Origin of the sequence: Pseudomonas sp. NEEL19, from assembly GCF_028751975.1 — a bacterium.
GTDB lineage: Bacteria > Pseudomonadota > Gammaproteobacteria > Pseudomonadales > Pseudomonadaceae > Aquipseudomonas > Aquipseudomonas juntendi.
On the sequence record NZ_CP081491.1, the window covers coordinates 4,545,195 to 4,567,347 of the forward strand.

Sequence of the window (22,153 nt, forward strand, 5' to 3'; positions counted from 1 at the left end):
GACCGAGTCAGCGCCCGCTACGCCGCTCCGCCCGCGCTACCCGCTGCGCCTCCTCATGCGCTTCTTCCAGCACTTCCTGCACATACAGAATGTGCCGGCTGGACACCTCTCGCGCCTCCTCCGCCCTGCCTTCGACAATCGCCAGGTACAGCTCGCGGTGCTGGCTGATCAGCATGTCGCGGGTCTCGGTCCGCTGCTGGTACATGCCACCAATGTTGGTCACCACGTTGCGCTTGAGCAGGTCGAACAGGCCACGAATGGTGTGCAACAGCACCGCGTTATGGCTGGCCTCGGCAATTGCCAAGTGGAAGCGCGCATCGGCCGCGCCCTCCTCGGCCCGGGTCACTTCATCGACCCTGGCGTAGCAGTCCTGCAGCGTGTCGAACGCCGCCTTCAGCCGCGCCCGGTCTGGCTCGGTAGCGCGCTGGGCCGCGTAATACGCACAGGACGCCTCCAGCGTATGGCGAAACTCGAGCAGGTCGCGCTGGGCCTCGGGGCTATGTTCCAGCAGCTGCAACAGCGGGTCACTGAAGGTGGACCCCAGCGACTCGGCGACAAAGTTGCCGCCCCCCTGCCGGCTGACCAACAAGCCCTTGGCCACCAGCTTCTGGATCGCCTCACGCAGTGACGGGCGCGACACGCCGAACTGTTCGGCAAGCGCACGCTCGGCGGGCAGCCGCTGCCCCGACGTGAGGGTGCCCTCCAGAATCATCGCTTCCAACCGATCGACAATGTCGTCGGACAGGCGCCGTTGGCGAACCTGATCAAAAACCATCACATGCTCTCCACAAACCCCGGCACACACCCGGGGGTGCCTATTCTCGCCGATCCAGAGCGCGCGAACACCCATCAGGCCATGATTTTCCCGGCACATCAGCTGCCCGCTCATCGGCACGCGACCAAAGTTTTGCACGGGACAAATTGACACACCCACGACAGCGCTTTTAACCTAGCGACCAGCCATTGTAAATTGGTCTTACCAATTATCCAATGCCAGCGCCTGACCAACAACAATTAGGGGCCACCCCATATGCAAACCTGGCAACAACTCTATAGCCCGCTTGGTAGTCTTGGCCTGTCCGCACTGGCGGCGGTCATTCCCATCGTGTTCTTCTTCCTTGCCCTCGCCGTGTTCCGCCTGAAGGGCCACGTGGCGGGTAGCATTACCCTGGCCTTGTCGGTACTGGTGGCCATATTCGCCTTCCAGATGCCGGTCGACATGGCCCTGGCTGCCGCAGGTTACGGCTTCCTTTACGGCCTTTGGCCAATTGCCTGGATCATCGTTGCCGCGGTGTTCCTGTACAAACTCACGGTCAAGAGCGGCCAGTTCGAAGTGATCCGCAGCTCGGTGCTGTCCATCACCGACGACCAGCGCCTGCAGGTACTGCTGATCGGCTTCTGCTTCGGCGCGTTTCTGGAAGGTGCAGCAGGCTTCGGCGCGCCGGTGGCCATCACCGCCGCACTGCTGGTCGGCCTGGGCTTCAACCCACTGTACGCCGCCGGCCTGTGCCTGATCGCCAACACCGCACCGGTCGCCTTCGGCGCCCTGGGCATCCCGATCATCGTGGCCGGCCAGGTGACCGGTATCGACGCCTTCCACATCGGCGCCATGACCGGCCGCCAGCTGCCGCTGCTGTCACTGTTCGTGCCGTTCTGGCTGGTGTTCATGATGGACGGCCTGCGCGGCGTGAAAGAAACCTGGCCTGCGGCCCTGGTGGCCGGCCTGAGCTTTGCCGTGACCCAGTACTTCACCTCGAACTTCATCGGCCCCGAGCTGCCAGACATCACCTCGGCCCTGGCCAGCCTGATCTGCCTCACCCTGTTCCTGAAAGTGTGGCAACCCAAGCGCGCGTTCGGCGAAGCCAAGGCCAGCGTGGGTGCTGCCGTGGTGCAGCCAAGCGGCAGCCAGCCAAGCCCTTACAGCTTTGGCGAGATTTTCAAGGCCTGGTCGCCGTTCCTGATTCTGACCGTGCTGGTCACCATCTGGACCCTGAAACCGTTCAAGGCAGCCTTCGCCCCGGGCGGCGCGATGTACAACTTCGTGTTCAACTTCGCCATCCCGCACCTTGACCAACTGGTGATCAAGACCGCACCGATCGTGGCCGCGCCAACCGCCATGCCCGCAGTGTTCAAGCTGGACCCGATCTCCGCCACCGGCACCGCGATCTTCCTCTCGGCGCTGATCTCGATGGCGGTGCTGAAAATCAACGTCAAAACTGGTCTTACCACTTTCAAAGAGACCTTCTGGGAGCTGCGCTGGCCCATCCTGTCGATTGGCATGGTGCTGGCCTTCGCCTTCGTCACCAACTACTCGGGCATGTCGTCGACCATGGCCCTGGTGCTGGCCGGCACTGGCGCGGCGTTCCCGTTCTTCTCGCCGTTCCTTGGCTGGCTGGGTGTGTTCCTGACCGGGTCGGACACCTCGTCCAACGCCCTGTTCAGCTCGCTGCAGGCCACCACCGCCCACCAGATCGGGGTCAACGACACCCTGCTGGTAGCGGCCAACACCAGCGGCGGCGTGACCGGCAAGATGATCTCGCCGCAATCGATCGCCGTGGCGTGCGCCGCCACCGGCCTGGTCGGCAAGGAATCCGACCTGTTCCGCTTCACCGTCAAGCACAGCCTGTTCTTTGCCACCATCGTCGGCCTGATCACCCTGATCCAGGCTTACTGGCTGACCGGCATGCTGGTTCATCACTAAAGTGAAAGGGGCCGGGCGCCATCGGGCGCCTGGCATACCCCCCAAGCAACGCTGCGAGAATCCATGATCATTTCTGCCTCTACCGACTATCGCGCCGCGGCCCAACGCAAGCTGCCTCCTTTCCTGTTCCACTATGCCGACGGCGGTGCCTACGCCGAGCACACGCTGCGCCACAACGTCGCCGACCTGGCAAACATTGCCTTGCGCCAGCGCGTGCTGAAGAACATGTCCGAGCTCAGCCTGCAGACCACACTGTTCGGCGAAACCCTGAGCATGCCCGTGGCCCTGGCCCCGGTCGGCCTCACCGGCATGTACGCCCGCCGTGGCGAAGTACAGGCGGCGCGGGCGGCGGCGGCCCATGGCATCCCGTTCACCATGTCTACGGTGTCGGTGTGCCCGATCGAAGAAGTGGCGCCAGCCATCGACCGCCCCATGTGGTTCCAGCTGTACGTGCTCAAAGACCGCGGCTTCATGCGCAACGCCCTGGAGCGGGCCAAGGCAGCCGGGGTCAAGACCCTGGTATTCACCGTGGACATGCCCGTGCCCGGCGCCCGCTACCGCGACGCCCACTCTGGCATGAGCGGCAAGCACGGCCCGCTGCGCCGCGTGCTGCAAGCCATGACCCACCCCGAGTGGGCCTGGGACGTGGGCGTGATGGGCCGCCCGCACGATTTGGGTAACATCTCCAAGTACCGGGGCAACCCGACCGGCCTGGCCGACTACATCGGCTGGCTGGGCAACAACTTCGACCCGTCCATTTCCTGGAAGGACCTGGAGTGGATCCGCGAGTTCTGGGATGGCCCGATGATCATCAAAGGCATCCTGGATGCCGATGACGCCCGCGATGCGGTCAAATTCGGTGCCGACGGCATCGTCGTGTCCAACCACGGTGGCCGCCAGCTCGATGGCGTGCTGTCCAGCGCCCGCGCCCTGCCGGCCATTGCCGATGCGGTGAAAGGTGACTTGAAGATTCTCGCCGACTCCGGCATTCGCAGCGGCCTGGATGTGGTACGCATGATCGCCCTGGGTGCCGACACCGTGCTGATTGGCCGCGCCTTCCTCTATGCGCTGGCCGTGCATGGCCAGGCCGGGGTGAAAAACCTGCTGGAGCTGTTCGAGAAGGAAATGCGCGTAGCCATGGTGCTGACCGGCGCCAAGACCATCAGCGAAATCACCCGCGACTCGCTGGTACGCGAACTGGGCGCCTGAGCGCCTGCACCAACGACCGCCTGATAGACCCGGGGCATGTGGCACGCAGAGGCCACAGCCCCGCGAGGAGACTGCATGAGCCTGCCCGCCGCGTTTCTGCGTGATGCCGAGCGCCTGATCCCCGCCGCACGCCGCTTCGACGACCCCACCTCGACCCTGGCCTTCGGCACCGACGCCAGCTTCTACCGGCTGATCCCCAAGCTGGTGGTGCGTGTCGAGTCCGAAGACGAAGTGGTCGGCCTGATCAAGCTGGCCCAACGCGACCGGGTGCCGGTCACCTTCCGCGCCGCCGGCACCAGCCTGTCTGGCCAGGCCATCAGCGACTCGGTGCTGATCGTGCTGGGCGATAACTGGAACGACCGCGAGATCCGTGGCCAAGGCGAACAGATCCGCCTGCAGCCCGGGGTGATCGGCGCCCAGGCCAACGCTTGGCTGGCCCCGTTCGGGCGCAAGATCGGCCCCGACCCGGCCTCGATCAACGCCTGCAAGATCGGCGGTATCGTCGCCAACAACGCCAGCGGCATGTGCTGCGGCACCGCCCAGAACACCTACCACACCCTGGCCGGCCTGCGCCTGGTGCTGGCAGACGGCACCCGCCTGGACAGCGAAGACCCGGCCAGCGTGGCGGCCTTTGAAGCCAGCCATGCCGAGCTGCTGCAAGCGCTGGCCCGCCTGGGCCGCGAAACCCGCGCCAACACGGCATTGGCCGATCGCATCCGGCACAAGTACCGGCTGAAGAACACCACCGGCCTGTCGCTGAACGCGCTGGTGGACTACGACCAGCCGCTGGACATTCTGCAGCACTTGCTGGTCGGCTCCGAAGGCACCCTGGGCTTTATCAGCGCTGTTACCTACAACACCGTGCCCGACCACCCGCACAAGACCAGCGCCCTGCTGGTGTTCCCCAGCGTGGAAAGCTGCTGCCGCGCGGTGCCGGTACTCAAGCGCCAGCCGGTGTCGGCCGTGGAACTGCTCGACCGCCGCAGCCTGCGCTCGGTGCAGGACATGGCCGGCATGCCGCTGTGGGTAAAAGGCCTGTCGGCCAACGCCTGCGCCCTGCTGATCGAGTCACGCGCGGCCAGCCAGAGCTTGCTGCACGAGCAACTGGAGCAGGTAATGGCCTCGATCGCCGACTTCCCGCTGGAGCAGCGCGTGGACTTCAGTGAAGACCCGGCGGTGTACAACCAGCTGTGGAAAATCCGCAAAGACACCTTCCCCGCCGTCGGCGCCGTGCGCCAGACCGGCACCACCGTCATCATCGAAGACGTGACCTTCCCGGTCGAGCAACTGGCCGAGGGCGTGAACCGCCTGATTCAGCTGTTCGACAAGCACCGCTATGACGAAGCGATCATTTTCGGCCACGCCCTGGAAGGCAACCTGCACTTCGTTTTCACCCAAGGGTTCAACAGCGCCGAAGAGGTTGCCCGTTACCAGGCATTCATGGACGACGTGGCGCAACTGGTGGCCGTGGAGTTTGGCGGTTCGCTGAAAGCCGAGCACGGCACCGGGCGCAACATGGCGCCGTTCGTGGCGCTGGAGTGGGGCCACGACGCCTACCAACTGATGTGGCAGCTCAAGCGCCTGCTCGACCCCAACGGCATCCTCAACCCCGATGTGGTACTGAGTGACGACCCAGCCATTCACCTGAAAAACCTCAAGCCACTGCCCGCCGCCGACGAAATCGTCGACAAGTGCATCGAGTGCGGCTTCTGCGAACCCGTGTGCCCGTCCAAGGGCCTGACCCTCAGCCCACGCCAGCGTATCGTGATGTGGCGGGACATCCAGGCCAAGCAACGCGCCGGCGTCGACACCCGCGAGCTGATGCGCACCTACCAGTACCAAGGCATCGACACCTGCGCTGCCACCGGCCTGTGCGCCCAGCGCTGCCCCGTGGGCATCAACACCGGCGAGCTGGTAAAGAAACTGCGCAGCCAGGCTGCCGACCACGGCAACACCGCCAACTGGCTGGCCGAGCACTTCCCAATCGCACTGGGCGGCGCCCGCCTGACCCTGACCGCAGCCAACAGCGCGCGCAAGCTGCTCGGCGCCCCACGCCTGGGCCGCCTGAGTGCCACCCTGCGCAAAGCCAGCAACGGCCGCCTGCCGCAGTGGACGCCCGCCATGCCCCAACCGCTGCGCCCGGTCGCCTTCGGCCAGGCCAGCAACGACGCCCGCCCGCGGGTGGTGTACCTGGCGGCTTGCGTGTCCAGGGTAATGGGCCCGGCCTATGCCGACCGCGAGCAAAGCCCGCTGCTGGACAAAACCCGCGCCCTGCTGGAAAAGGCCGGCTACCAGGTCGTGTTCCCCGACAATGCCGACAGCCTGTGCTGCGGCCAGCCGTTCGCGTCCAAGGGTTACCCCGAGCAGGCCGAACACAAGCGCCAGGAGCTGATCAACGCCCTGCTGCACGCCAGCCGCGGCGGTCTTGACCCGATCTACTGCGACACCAGCCCCTGCACCCTGCGCCTGGTACAAGACCTGGGCGACACCCGGCTGGACCTGTACGACCCCGTGCGCTTCATTCGCACTCACCTGCTCGAACGCCTGGAGTTCACCCCCCAGGATGAGCCGGTGGCCGTGCACGTGACCTGCAGCACCCAGCACCTGGGCGAAAGCCAGGCCCTGATCGACCTGGCCCGGCGCTGCAGCAAGCAGGTAGTCATCCCGGAAGGCATTCATTGTTGCGGGTTCGCTGGCGACAAGGGCTTCACCACCCCCGAGCTCAACGCCCACTCGCTGCGCAGCCTGAAGGATGCCGTGCAGTACTGCAGCGAAGGCATTTCCACCAGCCGCACCTGCGAGATCGGCTTGAGCAGCCACAGCGGCATCGACTACCACGGCCTGGTCTACCTGGTGGACCGCGTCACCCGCCCCCGCAGCCTCTGAAGCCTGCGCGATCCATTGTGGGAGATAACGCAGCCCAACGGGCTGCGCTGTCGCGAAGAGAACTCAATCCGTAAGCGCGACGCGCCCTGTGTGGGAGCGGGCGTGCCCGCGAAAAACCCAGCGCGGTACCTGGCACCGGCTAAGCCGGTGTTCGCGGGCAAGCCCACCCCTCTCGCAAACAATCCCGCCCCCGCGGCACGAACAAGATTGAACCCTTGCAAAACTGCCAAGGTCCATCCTTTAGGCCCACCTTCCCGAGGCCCCAGAGGAGACTCCCATGAAAGGTACCGCGCTTTCGGCCCTGTTCGCGGCCGCTACCCTGCTGGCTTCGCCGGTGTTCGCTGCTGACGACCTGTGCGCCATCAACCTGCAAAAAATCGACGACAGCATGGCCACCGCCGGCGCCACCTCCGAGGGCCTGGACAAAGCCGTGACCGAGCACGTCGACAAAGCCAAGGCTGCCCAGGCCTCGGGCGACACCAAGGAATGCATCGCCATCACCAGCAAAGTGCTGGAGCGCCTGGAAAAAACCGAGAAAGGCAGCGGTTCGGGCAGCGGCGGCGCCTAAGCCATGGGCGGGCGACAGGACCAGCTGTCGACGTCGCCCGCACAATGGCGTATACTCCGGCTCACGTGCCGTAAGGTGCGTTAGCCAAGAGCTAGTGTAGGGGCCGATTAGGATTCGACGCCGGTAGCGAAACTCTAGGTGCATGCCGAGTTGGTAACAGAACTCGTAAATCCACTGTTGCAACTTCTATAGTTGCCAATGACGAAACCTTCGGCGCGGAGTACAAGCTGGCTGCGTAAGCAGTCCTCTTGACCCGTTGCTTCTGGTAGCTTCGGCTCCAGCAATCACTAGGGGATGCCTGTAAACCCGAACTGATTGTCATATAGAACAGGATCGTCGCGTAGCACGTTGTGGGCGAAGTGACTAAAACTTACACAACTCATCCAAAGCACCCTGCCCGTCGGGCGGCTGCGGATTAAATCAGTAGACACGGCTAAGCATGTAGTACCGACAGCGGAGTACTGGCGGACGGGGGTTCAAATCCCCCCGGCTCCACCAAATTCCAAAAAAGAAGACGCCCCTGGGCGTCTTTTTTTGTGCCTGTGATTGGCTGGCCTGGGGCCAGAAGATCAGATTTAATCCCTTCCGCGTAGGACGTTTCCCAAAGATACTCCCTGCGCCTGTTTTCCGTTGCGGTCGCTGTTTCAGGGTTTTAGGCTCGGTGGGTCGTTGCTCATCAACGACCGGCTTTGACAGGCCGCTACGGTAAACAACAAAACGGCTCGTCGTTATGGCGGCTGTACGTGCGGGCACGCTTGCGTGCGCCGGAGCTTGTTGTTTCCGCCGGTCTGTCAACCCGCGTACAGCTGCCACCCGCTGTTTGACAGCAGAGGGTGGCGGCCCTGAGATGGAAGCAATCATGTTGAAGATAGTCCCCGACCCACCCCACCTTCCCCACTCCCTGGAAGACACCATCATGCTTGCTACTGACTACGCGCTTTGCGCGGAAGCCGTGGCACAGCAAGCAATGCTGATGCAGCCCAGGTCCCCCGCCTCCGTGTTGATCATGGCCTCCATGCACGAGCTGGAAACGCTACGCCGTCTACTCGAATCGGCACTAGCGCAAATACAAAGACCAGCCGGCCCGCAACCCATGCACTGACCTCACCTCACACTGTGGGAGCCCGGCTTGCCGGCGATAGGGCCAGCCCAGGCAACACAAAGACCAGGGATAATGCTCGATGACAACCGAAAACACCCAATGCACTGTCGGCAAAACCATCTTCTTCCAAGGCGAAAACCAGACCCACCCGCTGTTCCGCATCGAACGAGGCATCCCCTGCCAGAACGCCCGTGAACAGGCGTCGGAGCTGATGGGGTATGCGCGGGATTTGACCATTGATGGCCTGATGGAAGACAAGCCGAAGCTGATCTGGGCAGCGCACTATCTTTGCGCTCTGGGGAAAGCGCTGCTGGATGATGCGGAGTTGGGGATGATGCGCTGAATTGCAGTCTCAAAGGCTATGAGAGCCAGGCTTTGCTGGCTGGCCCTCACGAAAACCCCAGGTACCTGTTTCCCCGACCATTGTAGGAGCGGGTTTACCCGCGAAAGGGCCGGGCCTGCTGGCCAGTTTATGCCAGGCATTGTGCATTGCCGGTACCACCGTATTCGCGGGTGAGCCCGCTCATCCATGGATCGATGATGCCGACCCGGCGCCGCAGGACCACCGGCCACCCCCGCCCGTTAGTTGGAGCAACTGTCTTTCTCAAAATTTGAAAAGCCTACGCGATTCATTGTGGGAGCGGGCTTGCCCGCGAAGCAGGCGAAGCGGTGTCTGGCACCAGCTCCGCCGGTGTTCGCGGCATTGCTCCTTAGGACACCGCAGCCAGTAGCCCCGTTTACCACCTACTCAACCAAAACGATCAACGCCCTAGGTTCATGGCTGACCAATAAGTGCTGAATCAGAGATCCACTGCTGATTTCTCGAATGTCCCACCGTGTCTCTGGTTGATGACTAGGTGTTAGTCAGACACATAGGGTCCAGGAAAAGTAAGGCTGTGCCACATACGATTGTCCTAGGTGAACGATTTGCCGGTAAAGGCCGCCGACCACGGAGCCGACTACAGGAGACGCCGCCGCCCGATGATGGCGTGGTGGAGCACATCCAGAAAGCTGCCACCGGTACGATCCCTGCCTCAGCATACAGCCAAATCAAAGACAAGGCGGGATGCCGATATGCTAGCGGTATACGGGTGCAGTAATAGCAACAACTGCGCGCTCAAGATTCGGGGCAAAAAGCCTCATCGATCCACTTCCAGCGCGCGTCCATCCAACCAGGGTTGCTAATCCGCCTTCGTTGGATGGACCTCATTTTGAATGAGCTAAAAGCCACGACGTTGTCCGGGATCCATCACGCAGTTCCATCAGTGGATAACCGTTTTTCGCGTCCCAAGTAGCGGTGAACTTGAGCCTTGACCGAGTTTATCCACAGGCATAGAACTGGCCGTGCAAACGCTGTCGATAACAGCGCCCCAGGTGACCCGAACCTTAAAGGTCACGCCGCTCCCGCGGTGGTTCTCCCCAAGGGCGACTCGCATCCGGCAGCTCGCCCGGTCACCTCCCCGGTGATGGATGCCAACTACATTTCATGGCCCTCGTGCGCCAGACGACACTTCCTACTGCGCTGCCCTGCAGCAACCTATCCGCTGGGCCGAATCTTGCGCCAACCTGTGACCGTCTCTTTCTTCTGGAAAGAGACGGTCACTTCTAACACTGCTGCAGCCCTGATCGCATAAGGCTTTGCGGCAATCCCCCTCGTGACAATCGGCGTGACAAACGCCGATGTCACCAGCAACAGCCATGTAGGTGATGGTGCCGCAGACCACTGAATGGACTGCACCTGACTGACAGTCAGGCATGCCCCGGTCATCGCATCGCTGCGTTCACCCGGCTCAGGATCTTCAGGCGCTGGTTTAGTCAGCCAGCGCTGCCCCCACCCGCCCACCGGTAACGGTGCTCAGGAGGCCAGATCATGAGATGCCCTTGCTCCCGGACGTAAGGAGCCGCCAGTCCCGCGTAGAGGACATTCCCCACAGGTCGCAGGGGCCTTGATCCCTGATAACACTCAGCATTCTTGGCGGGATGACGTGGGGCGAGGATCAGAGAAGCGGCGATGAGGTGATCGACATGGCATTGGTAGGTAGACGCGATGGCCGCAATTTTGGTTACGGCAGGCAGTTAAGTTACGCAGGGCCGCCGGCGCTGAAAGACATGTTCGGCGGCGGTCATTACGGTACGGTCAAAGCGCACTGTGATCGGTGGCAGGCATTCGTCAAATGGTGCCGCTCAGAACGGGGGCCCGGTATCAATGATGCGCGGCAGATTGATCGGAAGGTGTTGGCCGACTATGCAGCGTACCTGCGCGACGTGGTTGGGCGCGGTGACCTCGCCGTCAGCACCGCACAAAACCGGCTATCTAGCGTTAACAGGACCATGGCAGCGCTTCGCGGTGATCAGTACGTGAAGTTGCCAAGCCCGAGCAAGGCGTTGGGCATGCAGCGCACCGGGGTTCGACAGTCAGCGCCACAAAGACAAGATCGCGAGCACGTGAAGCAGATCGTCAATGCACTTTGCAGCCAACATCATCAACGCGCCGCCGCGCTTGTGCTGTTGGCGCGAGCCACCGGTATGCGCTTGCGTGAGGCCATCTTGGCTGACCTGCCACGACTAAGCCGTGAGGCTAACGAGCTAGGCAGGATCAACATCCAGGACGGCACCAAAGGCGGCCGAGCTGGCGCCTCGGCGCCACGATGGATTGCGGTGGACCACCATGCTCAAGACGCACTTGGGTTTGCACTGCAGGTGTTGTCTGCGAGTAGCCGCAACCTGATTGCGCCAGAAGAAAGCTATCGTAATGTTCTGCAGGAAATCATCCGCCCAGCGAGGGACGTCCTGCATGCACACAAGCTCAAGGGCTTCCATGAGCTACGAGCGGCGTACGCATGTGAACGCTATGAGCAAATCACCCAACACCCCGCGCCTATCAACGGCGGCCAATGTTGCCAGCTAGATCGGAACCTTGATCGTGAGGCCCGGAGGCAAATCAGCTATCAGCTGGGGCACGGTCGGATCGATGTGGTCGCTGCCTACATTGGAGGACGGTCATGAGCAAGCCATTCGATATGAAATTGTTCTTGGCTGGCGTGCTGACCGGTTCCCAAGCTACGCGGAGGCGGCATTTGCGGCAAGCGACGATTATTCAGGCTGCTATAGCTGAGCGGTGGCAGCGGGAGACGCCTTGGGTGTGGCAGAGAAAGCATCTGGACTGGTTTTTGAAGAGTCGCTTGAAACAGCGTAGTGACGACACTCGATATTACTATCTGCTCACCGTTAGGTTAATTGTTCGACGCTTGGAGGCGTCGTGGGTTTTCGGCATTTGAGTAAGGACAACTCCACTCTCAAGACCTATTATAGCCTCCGGTGAGACAACGCAATAGTATCCGAATAAAAACCATGAATCCGGAACGGTTGCTTCGGCCCGCTGTCGGCCTTCGGGAAGGGCAGTTAACGTCTGAGGCTGTGTAACAACGTTCTTGAGCGCGGCCAGTACTCAAAACCGGACTGAAAATCGCGCTTCTACGCGAAATCTACATCTGCTAACGTGCCGATAAATTTCAGACTTAACGTAGACGCGCACACTTCAATTTTGGTGAAGCGTTATTACACACTCTGGGCCCAAAGCGGCCAGTCCTGAACGACGGTTTTAGACCCAATGATGCCCCCTCGTGAAAGACAGCTATCAGCCACAGGCGGTCATCGTATTTTGCCTATAGAGGAGGAGTGACTCACAGGGCTCTATTCGACCCCCCGATTTTTGGTTGACAGTCATGGCATGGTGTTTGTGTAAAACACCATGCACCTAGTGAGGATAGGGAGGAAAAGGGGGCAGTGCGTGAAAGTTAGAACAGATTCTTCAAAAAATCATTAAATCGGAGCGCTATTGGCTGTTCCGGATCCAATGCCCTAGCCGTGAGGGCCATTCCCATAGGCATTCCCGGTTCATCTTGCCACGCTAGGTAGGTGTGTATTGCTGCTTTGGTGTGATGTGTGTTGGTAAAGCTCGAAAAGCCCCCTGCTCTTGCTTGTGTCACACATTTTTCTGCGAACTCAATTGCTCCGGGCTGGGCAAGTTGCTTGCAAAAGTCTTCGAGCATGCCATCAAGATTATTATCAGGCATTAGCCAGATGCCAATCACTGGCTTACCCTCAGAATGTAGAATCGTACCATTAGCATTGGGCTGATCCGGTATGGTATAACCCTCAGGTTCTAATTTGTGGCGTAAAGATCGCCACTTGCCCTGAATGCCAGGGTTATCTGCATCTAAGACCACTCCGATCACTTCCATGGGCTCGGAGCTCGCTATCAATGCAGCTAATTTCTTGATAACTAGATCATCTGATCCACACTCATGCAACCCGAAGCTTTGTGGAACGTTGTGGTACTTACATAGAGAGGAGATAAGGTGGCAGTCATTTTTTCCTTCGGCGAGCAATATGCGAGGGCCTTTATGCTTGAAAATAGTTGTCATTTCATCGCACCTCAACATCCGTCATCAACGAGTCTTGTAAGAGTTCAAGATCATATTCCTTTAAGGTGACTTTATTATTGATCTTATTTATACGAGCAAATGAGCCTGCCTGGGGGGCTCTTGACCACGCATTTTCAAAGCCTTTGATGCAATCCCTACTGTGGGTGGTAGCAAAAACTTGCACATTCAACTTCTCTGACAACTGAAATACAAGACCCCACACTTCCTCTTGGACGCCCCAGTGCAGACCTGTTTCAAACTCATCAATTAATAATATACTGTCTTTTGCGTTAACAAGAGATAGTACTATCTGGAATATCCTGCTCATGCCATCCCCCAGGCTTTTCAGGGGGAATGGTTCAGAATTTCCTAAAATTTTAACTAAGGGGATTCGACCATCTCTCTCTTCAGATGCTACAAACGCTACCCCTTCCACACGAGGTTCAATAAGCTGCAGACCCTTTATTACTTCAGCTTCGCTGTCTGTTAGGCTAATACTATCCCATAAAAAAGCGGTACCAGAGTCTTCAAGGCCCCTTGTAGGAATATAGAAGCAACTATCTCTTCCTTCCACCCTGCGAGCGTGAAGCGATCTTCTGCGTAGGTCATTGATAGACGAGTTAGTTCTTGCGAGCCTTCTGTTTTGATCAGGTTTCGCCAATACTAAAAATGTTTCATAAAGATCTGGATCTGCTTCCTCAATACTGGCTGCCTCTACCAATTTGTAGACTGGGCCAACTGTTTCATCGTCTCTTATGTAGGCTGCCGTTCGCACTTCAAATGAACGCGGGTCATTTGAAGAGCTAAGCTGAAATCCTGGCTCCCCTATTCCAGGCAGCTTGTGCTGGGCAAAGAGGTGACGTAAAGGGCTTTGCTCGCCACCACCTCTTTGGTCCCAGGTTTCCTGTCGAGAGATATGTATTCCAGGAAGATACTTGTCCGACATTTGCGAGAAGAAAAGTAGAAGCGCCTCAAGTAGGGCACTTTTACCAGCGCTGTTTTTCCCGACGAATAAATTTATGCGACTTATCGTATTTATATTTAACTCGTCAAATTGACGAAAGTTTAATATTCGGAAATCTTTTATCACATCCCACTCCTTTACGCGACGAGCAGCCTCGTAGGCCTCGAAATCTAAGCACAGCCACTATAGTACAGATTATCTATAGGAGGTCTATAGCTGGCGTGGGCCCTCCGGGCCCGCAAGTACTTAATTCTGACGTGTAGAGGTAAAATACCCCTTTCAAAGGGTTAAGTTTTCTCTCGCCTGAGCGGGTGCCACGCTCCCCCCTTAAGACCTCATCAACTCCAGCTTTGAAGACAATGCCAGACGTGCCATGAGGTCCTAAGGAGGGCGACAGGACTGGTGAGAAAGCAATGAAGGCGCTCATTGCCCCCACAGTGCTTGGATGAAATGCTACCTGAAACCTTGGCTTGGGGTCGATTGAGCTAACGATATGTCCATTTACCTGAGCTGCGGCCTACGACTGACCAGGCAGAGTGCCCGGTGTTCATCACGGATGGCGACCAATAATTCCCCGATTCGACTCCACTGAAATCCATAACTAGCTGATTTATTTATAGCGACCCTTTGAGGTACACCCAGAAATCCACCAAATTCCAGCCCCGCTAATCCCCTGCCCTCACAGCAAAAAACCGTTCGTCTGGTGCCATATCATGAGATGCCCTTACTCCCGGTCGCAAGGAGTCGCCAGTCCCGCGTTAGAGGACATCCCCACAGGTCGCAGGGGCCTCAATCCCTGATAACACTCAGCATTATTGGCGGGATGACGTGGGGCGAGGATCGGAGAGCGAGAGATGAGGTGACCGTCATGGCATTTGTGGGTACATATCGGCAGCCAGCCCTACATCCATGCCTCACAGAGCGTCTCAGCCTGCGCCAGCACTAGTTGTGCCGCCTCCTCCTGCTGATCCGGCGGATAATTATATTTACGCAGGATGCGCTTGACCAGAAGCCGCAGCTTGGCCCGTACACTGTCACGATTACTCCAGTCCACGGTTACGTTCTGGCGCAGACTATCGGTCAGCTCATGGGCGATCTTGGCCAGGATCTCATCGCCCAGCTCTCGCACCGAGGCCTCGTTATTGGCCAGCGCATCGTAGAAAGCCAACTCGTCATCATTCAGGCCCAGTGCATCTCCACGCTTGCTCGCTGCTGCAAATTTCTTGGCCATCTCGATCAGCTCTTCGATGACCTGGGCGGTCTCGATGGAGCGGTTCTGGTAGCGCTTGATCACGCTATCGAGCAGCTCGGAGAACTTCTTCTCTTGGGCCAAGTTGCTGGCGAACTTGCTCTTGATCTCCCCCTCCAGCAGGCGCTCCAGTAGCTCAACCGCCAGGTTTTTCTCCGGTAAGTTGCGCACCTCGGCAAGAAACTCATCATCGAGTAGGCCGATGTTGGGCTTGTCCAGACCGACCGCCTCAAACACATCCACCACCTCGCCGGAGACTACGGCATTGCCGATGATCTGGCGGATCGCCAGCTCACGTTCTTCATCGGTTTTCTTTTGGGCGCTAATGTCACGCTTGATCAGCAGCACCTTGATGGCCTGTAGGAAAGCCACTTCCTCCCGAACGGCTTTGGCCTCGTCAAGGGTGCAGCACAGGGTAAAGGCCTTGCTCATGGCCAGGGCATTGTCGGCAAATCGCTTCTTTCCGTCCTCCAGCCCCAGCACATGGTTGGCGGCACCGGCCAGCAGCTTGTGTCCGCCAGTCAGGAAGTCTCCGTAATCGAAGCCATACAGCAGGCTACGTAACACATCGAGCTTTTCCTCCAGCACCGCATAGGCTTCATGGGCATCGACGGTGGGCCGCCCCCTGCCTTTGCTGGCGGTGTACTCCTTGAGCGCCGCCTTCAGTTCGTTGGCAATGCCGATGTAATCGACTACCAGGCCGCCCTGCTTGTCCTTGAACACCCGGTTCACCCGGGCGATGGCCTGCATCAGGTTATGGCCCTTCATCGGCTTGTCGACATACAGGGTATGCACGCAGGGCGCATCGAAACCGGTCAGCCACATGTCGCGGACGATCACCAATTGCAGCGGATCGGCAGGGTCCTTGAAACGTTTCTCCAGGCGCTTCTTCACCTGCCCCGGGTAAATATGCGGGCGCAGCAGTGCCTTGTCCGATGCGCTACCGGTCATGACGATCTTCACCGCGCCCTTCTCCGGATCCTCATCGTGCCATTCGGGGCGCAGGGCGATGATCTCGTTGTACAGGTGCACGCAGATCTCACGACTCATGGCCACCACCATGGCCTTGCCGTTTTGCGCCTGGTTGCGCTCCTCGAAGTGCGCCACCAAATCGGCCGCCACGCTCTTGATACGCGGCTCGGCCCCCACGATTTTTTCCAACGCGGCCCAGCGCGACTTCAAGCGTGACTGCTGATCCTCCTCCTCACTCTCGGCAAGCTCGTCGACCTCGTCGTCGATATGCGCCAGCTCCGAGTCTTTGAGCGACAGCTTGGCCAGCCGCGACTCATAGTAGATGGACACGGTGGCGCCATCTTCCTTGGCCTGCTGCATGTCGTAGACGTGGATGTAGTCGCCGAACACCGCACGGGTATCACGATCTTCGCTGGACACCGGCGTACCGGTAAAGGCCACGAAAGTAGCGTTAGGCAGAGCGTCGCGCAGGTGCTGGGCATAACCCACCTGATAGCGAGCACTGGCCTCGGCCACCTTCAAGTCCGGCACCTTCAGCGAAGCACTGAAGCCGTATTGGGTGCGGTGCGCCTCGTCGGCCACCACCACGATATTCGAGCGCGTGGACAACACCGGGAAGCTGTCTTCATCCTCGCCCGGCATAAACTTCTGGATGGTGGCGAAGACAATGCCGCCACTGGGTCGGTTGACCAGTTTCTCGCGCAGATCACCGCGGGTCAGCGCCTGTACTGGTTGTTCACGCAGCAGATCCTGCGACAGCGAGAACACGCCGAACAGTTGGCCATCCAAGTCGTTTCGGTCGGTGACCACTACGATGGTCGGGTTCTCCATCGCCGCTTCCTGCATTACTCGGGCGGCGAAGCAGGTCATGGTGATGCTCTTGCCCGAGCCCTGTGTATGCCAGACCACCCCGCCCTTGTGCGTGCCGCCGGGGCGCGAGGCACTAACCACCTGCTGGATCGCCGCACGCACGGCATGGAACTGGTGATAGCCGGCAATCTTCTTCACCAACCGACCATCGTCCTCGAACAGCACGAAGTAACGCAGATAATCCAGCAAAAGCGCCGGCTGCAGCCCCCCACGAACCAGAGTCTCAAGCTCGTTGAACTCACCCAGCGGATCGACCGTAGCCCCATCAATGGTGCGCCAGCGAGCGAAACGCTCGATATCCGCAGACAGCGAGCCCATGCGCGCCTCGCTGCCATCACTGATCACCAGAATCTCGTTGTAATGAAAGACGTCCGGAATCTGCTCCTTGTAGGTCTGGAGCTGGTCGAATGCCTTGAACAGGTCGGCATTCACATCCGCCGGGTTCTTCAGCTCCAGAAGCACCAGCGGCAGGCCGTTGACGAACAGGATGATGTCCGGCCGGCGTGTATGCTTGGGCCCCTGAATGCTGAACTGATTGACCGCCAGCCACTCGTTGGCCTGCACATCCGCCCAGTCGATCAGCCGTACGAAATCGCCACGCGTCTCGCCGTCAACCTGGTACTGCACCGACACACCACTGACCAGCAAGCGATGGAACAGCCGGTTGGCCGCCAACTGCACAGGCATCCCCAGCTCCAGCACCTGACGCAACGCATCCTCACGTGCCGCCAGCGGCACCTTGGGATTGAGCCGGGCAATCGCCGTACGCAGTCGCATAGTCAGTAACACTTCGCGATAACTGGCGCGCTCCGGGTTATCACCGTCGTGGGCGATACTAGGGCCGTAGAGATGAGTGTAACCCTGCTCGCAGAGCCAGCCGAGGGTTTCCTGTTCCAGTTGGTCTTCGGTCATTACACAGCCTTCCCTGCCGCCGGCATCATCTGCCGACTGCCAAAGCAGCACACGGGCAACGAGCCTTACTTGTTCGGTTACTTGATCGGTTATTTGTTCGCTAGTGTCGCATTTACGACCTGCTGCCTCTCTACGGCACTAGCAATGAGAGGCGCAACGTCGCGCAGCCCCTCAAGATTCAGCTTACCCACCTGATATAGGTCGTACCACTTGCAACGCTGGCGCAGTACACGCTCATCATCTTGTAGGTGCAGACTTCAGACAAGTCATTGATGGCGTTGAAGTGCCTTAGTACTTCCAACCTCTGCTCAGGCGTTGCCTTGATAGGTTCTGGAGGCATCACGAGGCCACCTCCGCTACCAGCGCCTCAGCTTCCGGCAGATGCAGTTGACCGGAGATCAAGCGGGGTAGGAGGGTGTCACGGAGTTGGGTGAGGCACTTGATCTGGCCACGCTGCTGATGGATTTTTTCGAATAGAGGGCTAACTACCTGGGAAAATTTCTCCAAAACAGATGTGGACGGCACTAAAACTGATATTTCCCTTAATGCCTTTAGCGACAAATACTTCTGTGTCGTACCCGCAAGGCGCGCAAGCAAATATCGCTGCATACCCGCAGAGCAGAGCAGAATGTACATATAGTGACTCAACAGCGGGAGCTCAGACGACTTAAATAAACCAATATTCTTAATCGCAAATTCCGGCGCACCATCAAGAACAATTGCAGGAACCCCAACCGTACCGATCATTGTGATAAGCACATCCAAGTGATCAACCTTACTCCTTTTAGATACAGAAAGATAATCATCAACCGCAATCAAATATGCATCATCAGCAATTATTTCGCCGCTAGTTATATGCCGAGATGTAATCAGTGGATACCCTGACAAAGAGGGTTTTGGAGAGTCATGGGTACCGTCTCGTACGTCCATGATATTTTTACAAGCCGTAACACGCCACCCCTTCGGCACAAAGCCTAGTTCGGACTCTTCGAAGCTATCGGGGAACAGAGCGGCGGTGGCGGCGTCCATACCGTCCGGCTGGCGGCCTTCGGCCTTGGCGCGCACGGGGTCGAAACCGACGAACCAGGATTTGAACAGCGCTTGGGCGATGCCTTCCAGAGTGGCATTGGTTTCGCGTAGCAGGGTGATGCGGTCGTCGAACGTCTCCAAGAAGTCAGCAATCCGCACCTGCTCTTGAACTGGCGGCAGCAAAATTTCGTGGCGTTTCAATTGCCCAAGATTGAAACCTGGCACTGAGCTGCCGATGCCATTTTCGAGAATTTCATTTTGCTTGGCGGGTCCAGAGAATACGTAATAGATGAAGCGATGGTCCGCTTTGGCAGGATCAATCGTTAGCTTCATCTGCTTGTTCGAAACGATGTAGCTGTCAAATTTCGAGCGACTATCAATCAGACCAACCTGATTGATAGTGCCCCAGCACGTAAAGACAAGATCCCCACGCTTTGCCACAGATCGCTGAAATTCATTTGCCTTCTCATGAGAGACAAAGACCAAATCAGCATCAATGAGCCTTGTAGATGTATCTGCACTCAGGTTCGACCCACGAATAACGGGCACACCTGAATCGACGAAGTACTTCGAGCTGATAGCCGATCCAAATGGCCCAGTCGCTAATGCTGTTGAATAGGGAGCAGCAATCTCCTCGATTTTCGCCGCGCGCCACTCAGAACTCATACCCCAGCCCCCCCAGCTTCTGCCGGATCAACTGATCGAGCTCCGCCCCTTTTTGCATCTGCTCGCCAAGCTGCAGAGTCAGCCGCTGCATCTTCTCAGCAAAGGCTTCGTCGTCGTCTTCCACCTCTTCGGCGCCGACATAGCGGCCCGGTGTCAGCACATGGCCATGCTCGGCGATCTCATTGAGAGTGACGCTGCGGCAGAAGCCGGGAATATCGGTGTACTCTCCGACCTGCCCGCCTTCGTCCAGCGCTTCGCCACGCCAAGCCGCCACGGTGCTGGCGATGCGCTCGATATCGGCCTCGGTCAGCTCGATCTGCACACGGCTGACGCTGGAGCCCAGCTTGCGCGCATCGATAAACAGCACCTGGTCGCTGCGGTCGATGCCGCCGGTGCTCATGGCGTGGCGCTTGTCCTTCGCCAAGAACCACAGACAGGCTGGGATCTGAGTGTTGAAGAATAGCTGGCCAGGCAAGGCGACCATCACTTCCACCACATCGGTCGCGACCATGGCCTTGCGGATATCACCTTCGCCGCTCTGGCTAGAGCTCATCGAACCGTTAGCCAGCACGATACCGGCGCGGCCAGCAGGCTTGAGGTGGTAGAGCATGTGCTGCAGCCAGGCGTAGTTGGCGTTGCCTTGCGGCGGTGTGCCATACACCCAGCGAGGGTCGCCTTCCAGACTGCCGTGCCACCAGTCGCTGACGTTGAATGGTGGGTTGGCCAGCACGAAGTCGGCACGCAGGTCGCTGTGCTGGTTGCGGACGAAGGTGTCCGCCGGCTCTTTACCCAGGTTGAAATCGATACCGCGAATGGCCAGGTTCATCGCCGCCAAGCGCCAGGTAGTGGGGTTGGACTCTTGGCCGTAGATGGACACATCGCCCAGCTTGCCGCCGTGTGCTTCGATGAACTTCTCTGACTGTACGAACATGCCGCCCGAGCCGCAGCAGGGATCGTAAACCTTGCCATGGTGCGGGTTGAGCACCGCCACCAGGGTTTTCACGATACTGGCCGGCGTATAGAACTGCCCGCCCTTCTTGCCTTCGGCGCTGGCGAATTGGCCAAGGAAGTATTCGTAGACTTGGCCGAGCAGGTCGCGGGCCTTACCGGCATCGTCACCGAAGCCAATGGTGGAGATCAGATCCACCAGCTCGCCGAGCTTTCCGTCCGGCAGTTGCGCACGGGCATACCGCTTGTCGAGGATGTTCTTCAGCTTGGGGTTTTCCGCCTCGATGGCAGCCAGGGCTTCGTCAATGCGCTTGCCGATATCTACCTGCTTGGCGGCGGCACGGATCGACTCCCAGCGTGCCACTTCCGGCACCCAGAACACGTTGACCTCGCGGTAGTAGTCGCGGTCTTCCAGCTCGGCGGCCAATGCCTCCGGGTCGTCATCGCCCAGGTAGTAGTCGTCGTTCTCGTCGGTGAGCTTACGCTCCAGCTCGGCACGGCGACCGGCAAAGCTGTCGGAGATGTACTTGAGGAAGATCAGCCCGAGCACGATGTGCTTGTACTCGGCGGCATCCATATTGGCGCGCAGCTTGTCGGCGGTGGCCCAGAGGGTTTTCTCCATCGCCTCGATGCTGGTGGCAGCCTGTACCTTGACCACCTTGCCCTTGCTGGCTGCCGTCTCGACGACATAGCTAGCAGATACTTCGGCCACGGCCGGCTCGAAACGCTCACGCGCCTTGCTCAGAGCCTGCGCCGCCAGGCTGGCACCCGCAGCCTGGGCGCGCAGCACAGAACCACCGCGCCCGCGGCCTTTGACCAGAACACCCTCACCGATCAGCGCGTCGCGCAATTCCCAGAATTGCTCTTCACTCAGGCCGGTGAACTGGCTCTTGAGTCGCTCATAAAGGGCCTGATTGCCGATGCTGCCGCCATCTTCCGGTACTGCTGCCAGCAACGCCTGGGCCAATTCACTCATGCATAACACTCCCATACCGTCCACCATCAGATGGGCCGGCCAATACTCAAACGGGCAATGAACAAACGAGAGGGAACCTGAGAAAGCCTCAAAACAGCGCTTTAATGCGCCGCTTCATTCAGAGAGCCATCCCTGGACCACGCAAGCCGCCATCATTTTGCAACGCGCGCCACCTTATCGGCTGGAAGAGCACGGGTAAAGCGGTGGCCTGATTTCCAGGGGTATTTCTGAAACACCACACTAGGAGCCCCTGACCTGCGAGCCCAGGGGCAACAATCAGCAGCGCGTCCATTTGCTTGATAGATTGGCCCCGATTCGTTTTGGGGGGCGGTTCTCAAAACGCACCGTCCATCGGAATCCAGACCACGCAGCGTTCCAACTGGTATTCCAAGCAAGTTGACCAATCAATTATTAATTAGACAAAACAGTTAGGTACCCACTCGTTTCAAATTACCCCGGCCCACCAAATTCCAAAAAGAAGACGCCCCCAGGCGTAATGCCAGCCAGTTAAGCCTTAGTGGCAGCAATTGGTCTGCTTCGCAGCCCATCGCCGGCAAGCCAGCTCCCACAGGTACCGCACAAATCTTGAGGTCTGCACTACTTATGTGGGAGTCCGGCTTGCCGGCGATGGGCCGCAAAGCGGCCCCAATCGCGCGTAACTAACAGACATTACC

General features: G+C 59.0%; 14 protein-coding genes and 1 other RNA gene. 9 read left to right on the forward strand and 6 right to left on the reverse strand.

All coding sequences use genetic code 11. The features are described from left to right. Nucleotides 1-7: 7 nt before the first annotated feature. Nucleotides 8-775, reverse strand: coding sequence for a GntR family transcriptional regulator (locus tag K4A76_RS20205; protein WP_054881451.1), 768 nt, complete (start codon nt 773-775; stop codon nt 8-10). A gap of 255 nt (nt 776-1,030) precedes the next feature. On the opposite strand from K4A76_RS20205, the gene K4A76_RS20210 reads away from it, so the two are divergent. The 9 genes from K4A76_RS20210 (at nt 1,031) to K4A76_RS20250 (ending at nt 11,744) form a co-directional block, all read left to right on the forward strand. Further along, the gene (locus K4A76_RS20210) at nt 1,031-2,701 is read left to right on the forward strand and encodes a lactate permease LctP family transporter (RefSeq protein ID WP_029887488.1); all 1,671 of its coding nucleotides are present in this window, start codon (nt 1,031-1,033) and stop codon (nt 2,699-2,701) included. A 63-nt stretch (nt 2,702-2,764) separates the two neighbouring features. Further along, nucleotides 2,765-3,910 (forward strand): FMN-dependent L-lactate dehydrogenase LldD, encoded by a 1,146-nt coding sequence (lldD, locus tag K4A76_RS20215; RefSeq protein ID WP_274411004.1) that lies wholly within the window; start codon nt 2,765-2,767, stop codon nt 3,908-3,910. Nucleotides 3,911-3,985: 75 nt separating this feature from the next. Beyond that, nucleotides 3,986-6,796 carry an FAD-binding and (Fe-S)-binding domain-containing protein gene (locus K4A76_RS20220; protein WP_274411005.1) on the forward strand — a complete coding sequence of 937 codons (2,811 nt, stop codon included), beginning with the start codon at nt 3,986-3,988 and terminating at the stop codon, nt 6,794-6,796. A 277-nt stretch (nt 6,797-7,073) separates the two neighbouring features. Then, the gene (locus K4A76_RS20225; protein WP_009685320.1) at nt 7,074-7,364 is read left to right on the forward strand and encodes a hypothetical protein; all 291 of its coding nucleotides are present in this window, start codon (nt 7,074-7,076) and stop codon (nt 7,362-7,364) included. Nucleotides 7,365-7,463: 99 nt separating this feature from the next. After that, nucleotides 7,464-7,862, forward strand: a transfer-messenger RNA (tmRNA) gene (ssrA, locus tag K4A76_RS20230). A gap of 361 nt (nt 7,863-8,223) precedes the next feature. After that, nucleotides 8,224-8,466 carry a hypothetical protein gene (locus K4A76_RS20235; protein WP_115294818.1) on the forward strand — a complete coding sequence of 81 codons (243 nt, stop codon included), beginning with the start codon at nt 8,224-8,226 and terminating at the stop codon, nt 8,464-8,466. A gap of 79 nt (nt 8,467-8,545) precedes the next feature. Beyond that, the gene (locus tag K4A76_RS20240; RefSeq protein ID WP_274411006.1) at nt 8,546-8,809 is read left to right on the forward strand and encodes a DUF3077 domain-containing protein; all 264 of its coding nucleotides are present in this window, start codon (nt 8,546-8,548) and stop codon (nt 8,807-8,809) included. A 1,682-nt stretch (nt 8,810-10,491) separates the two neighbouring features. After that, nucleotides 10,492-11,472 (forward strand): integrase domain-containing protein, encoded by a 981-nt coding sequence (locus K4A76_RS20245; RefSeq protein ID WP_274411007.1) that lies wholly within the window; start codon nt 10,492-10,494, stop codon nt 11,470-11,472. Next, entirely contained in the window at nt 11,469-11,744 is a 276-nt protein-coding gene (locus tag K4A76_RS20250; protein ID WP_274411008.1) for a hypothetical protein, read from the forward strand. The genes K4A76_RS20245 and K4A76_RS20250 overlap by 4 nt, the downstream gene beginning before the upstream one ends. Before the next feature lie 519 nt (nt 11,745-12,263). Here the strand turns inward: K4A76_RS20250 and K4A76_RS20255 are convergent. The 5 genes from K4A76_RS20255 to K4A76_RS20275 all read right to left on the reverse strand — a co-directional run bounded on the left by K4A76_RS20255 (nt 12,264) and on the right by K4A76_RS20275 (nt 21,479). After that, complete coding sequence (locus K4A76_RS20255; protein WP_274411009.1) at nt 12,264-12,893, reverse strand: DUF3226 domain-containing protein; 630 nt, start codon at nt 12,891-12,893, stop codon at nt 12,264-12,266. 1 nt (nt 12,894) lies between these two features. Beyond that, nucleotides 12,895-13,983, reverse strand: coding sequence for an ATP-binding protein (locus K4A76_RS20260; protein WP_274411010.1), 1,089 nt, complete (start codon nt 13,981-13,983; stop codon nt 12,895-12,897). 775 nt (nt 13,984-14,758) lie between these two features. Beyond that, nucleotides 14,759-17,860 (reverse strand): type I restriction endonuclease subunit R, encoded by a 3,102-nt coding sequence (locus K4A76_RS20265; protein WP_274411011.1) that lies wholly within the window; start codon nt 17,858-17,860, stop codon nt 14,759-14,761. Nucleotides 17,861-18,199: 339 nt separating this feature from the next. Next, a complete protein-coding gene (locus K4A76_RS20270; RefSeq protein WP_274411012.1) occupies nt 18,200-19,555 on the reverse strand; it encodes a restriction endonuclease subunit S in 1,356 nt (451 codons plus the stop codon). Continuing rightward, nucleotides 19,545-21,479 carry a class I SAM-dependent DNA methyltransferase gene (locus K4A76_RS20275; RefSeq protein ID WP_274411013.1) on the reverse strand — a complete coding sequence of 645 codons (1,935 nt, stop codon included), beginning with the start codon at nt 21,477-21,479 and terminating at the stop codon, nt 19,545-19,547. Before K4A76_RS20275 ends, K4A76_RS20270 begins: the two co-directional genes overlap by 11 nt. Between the last annotated feature and the right edge of the window lie 674 nt (nt 21,480-22,153).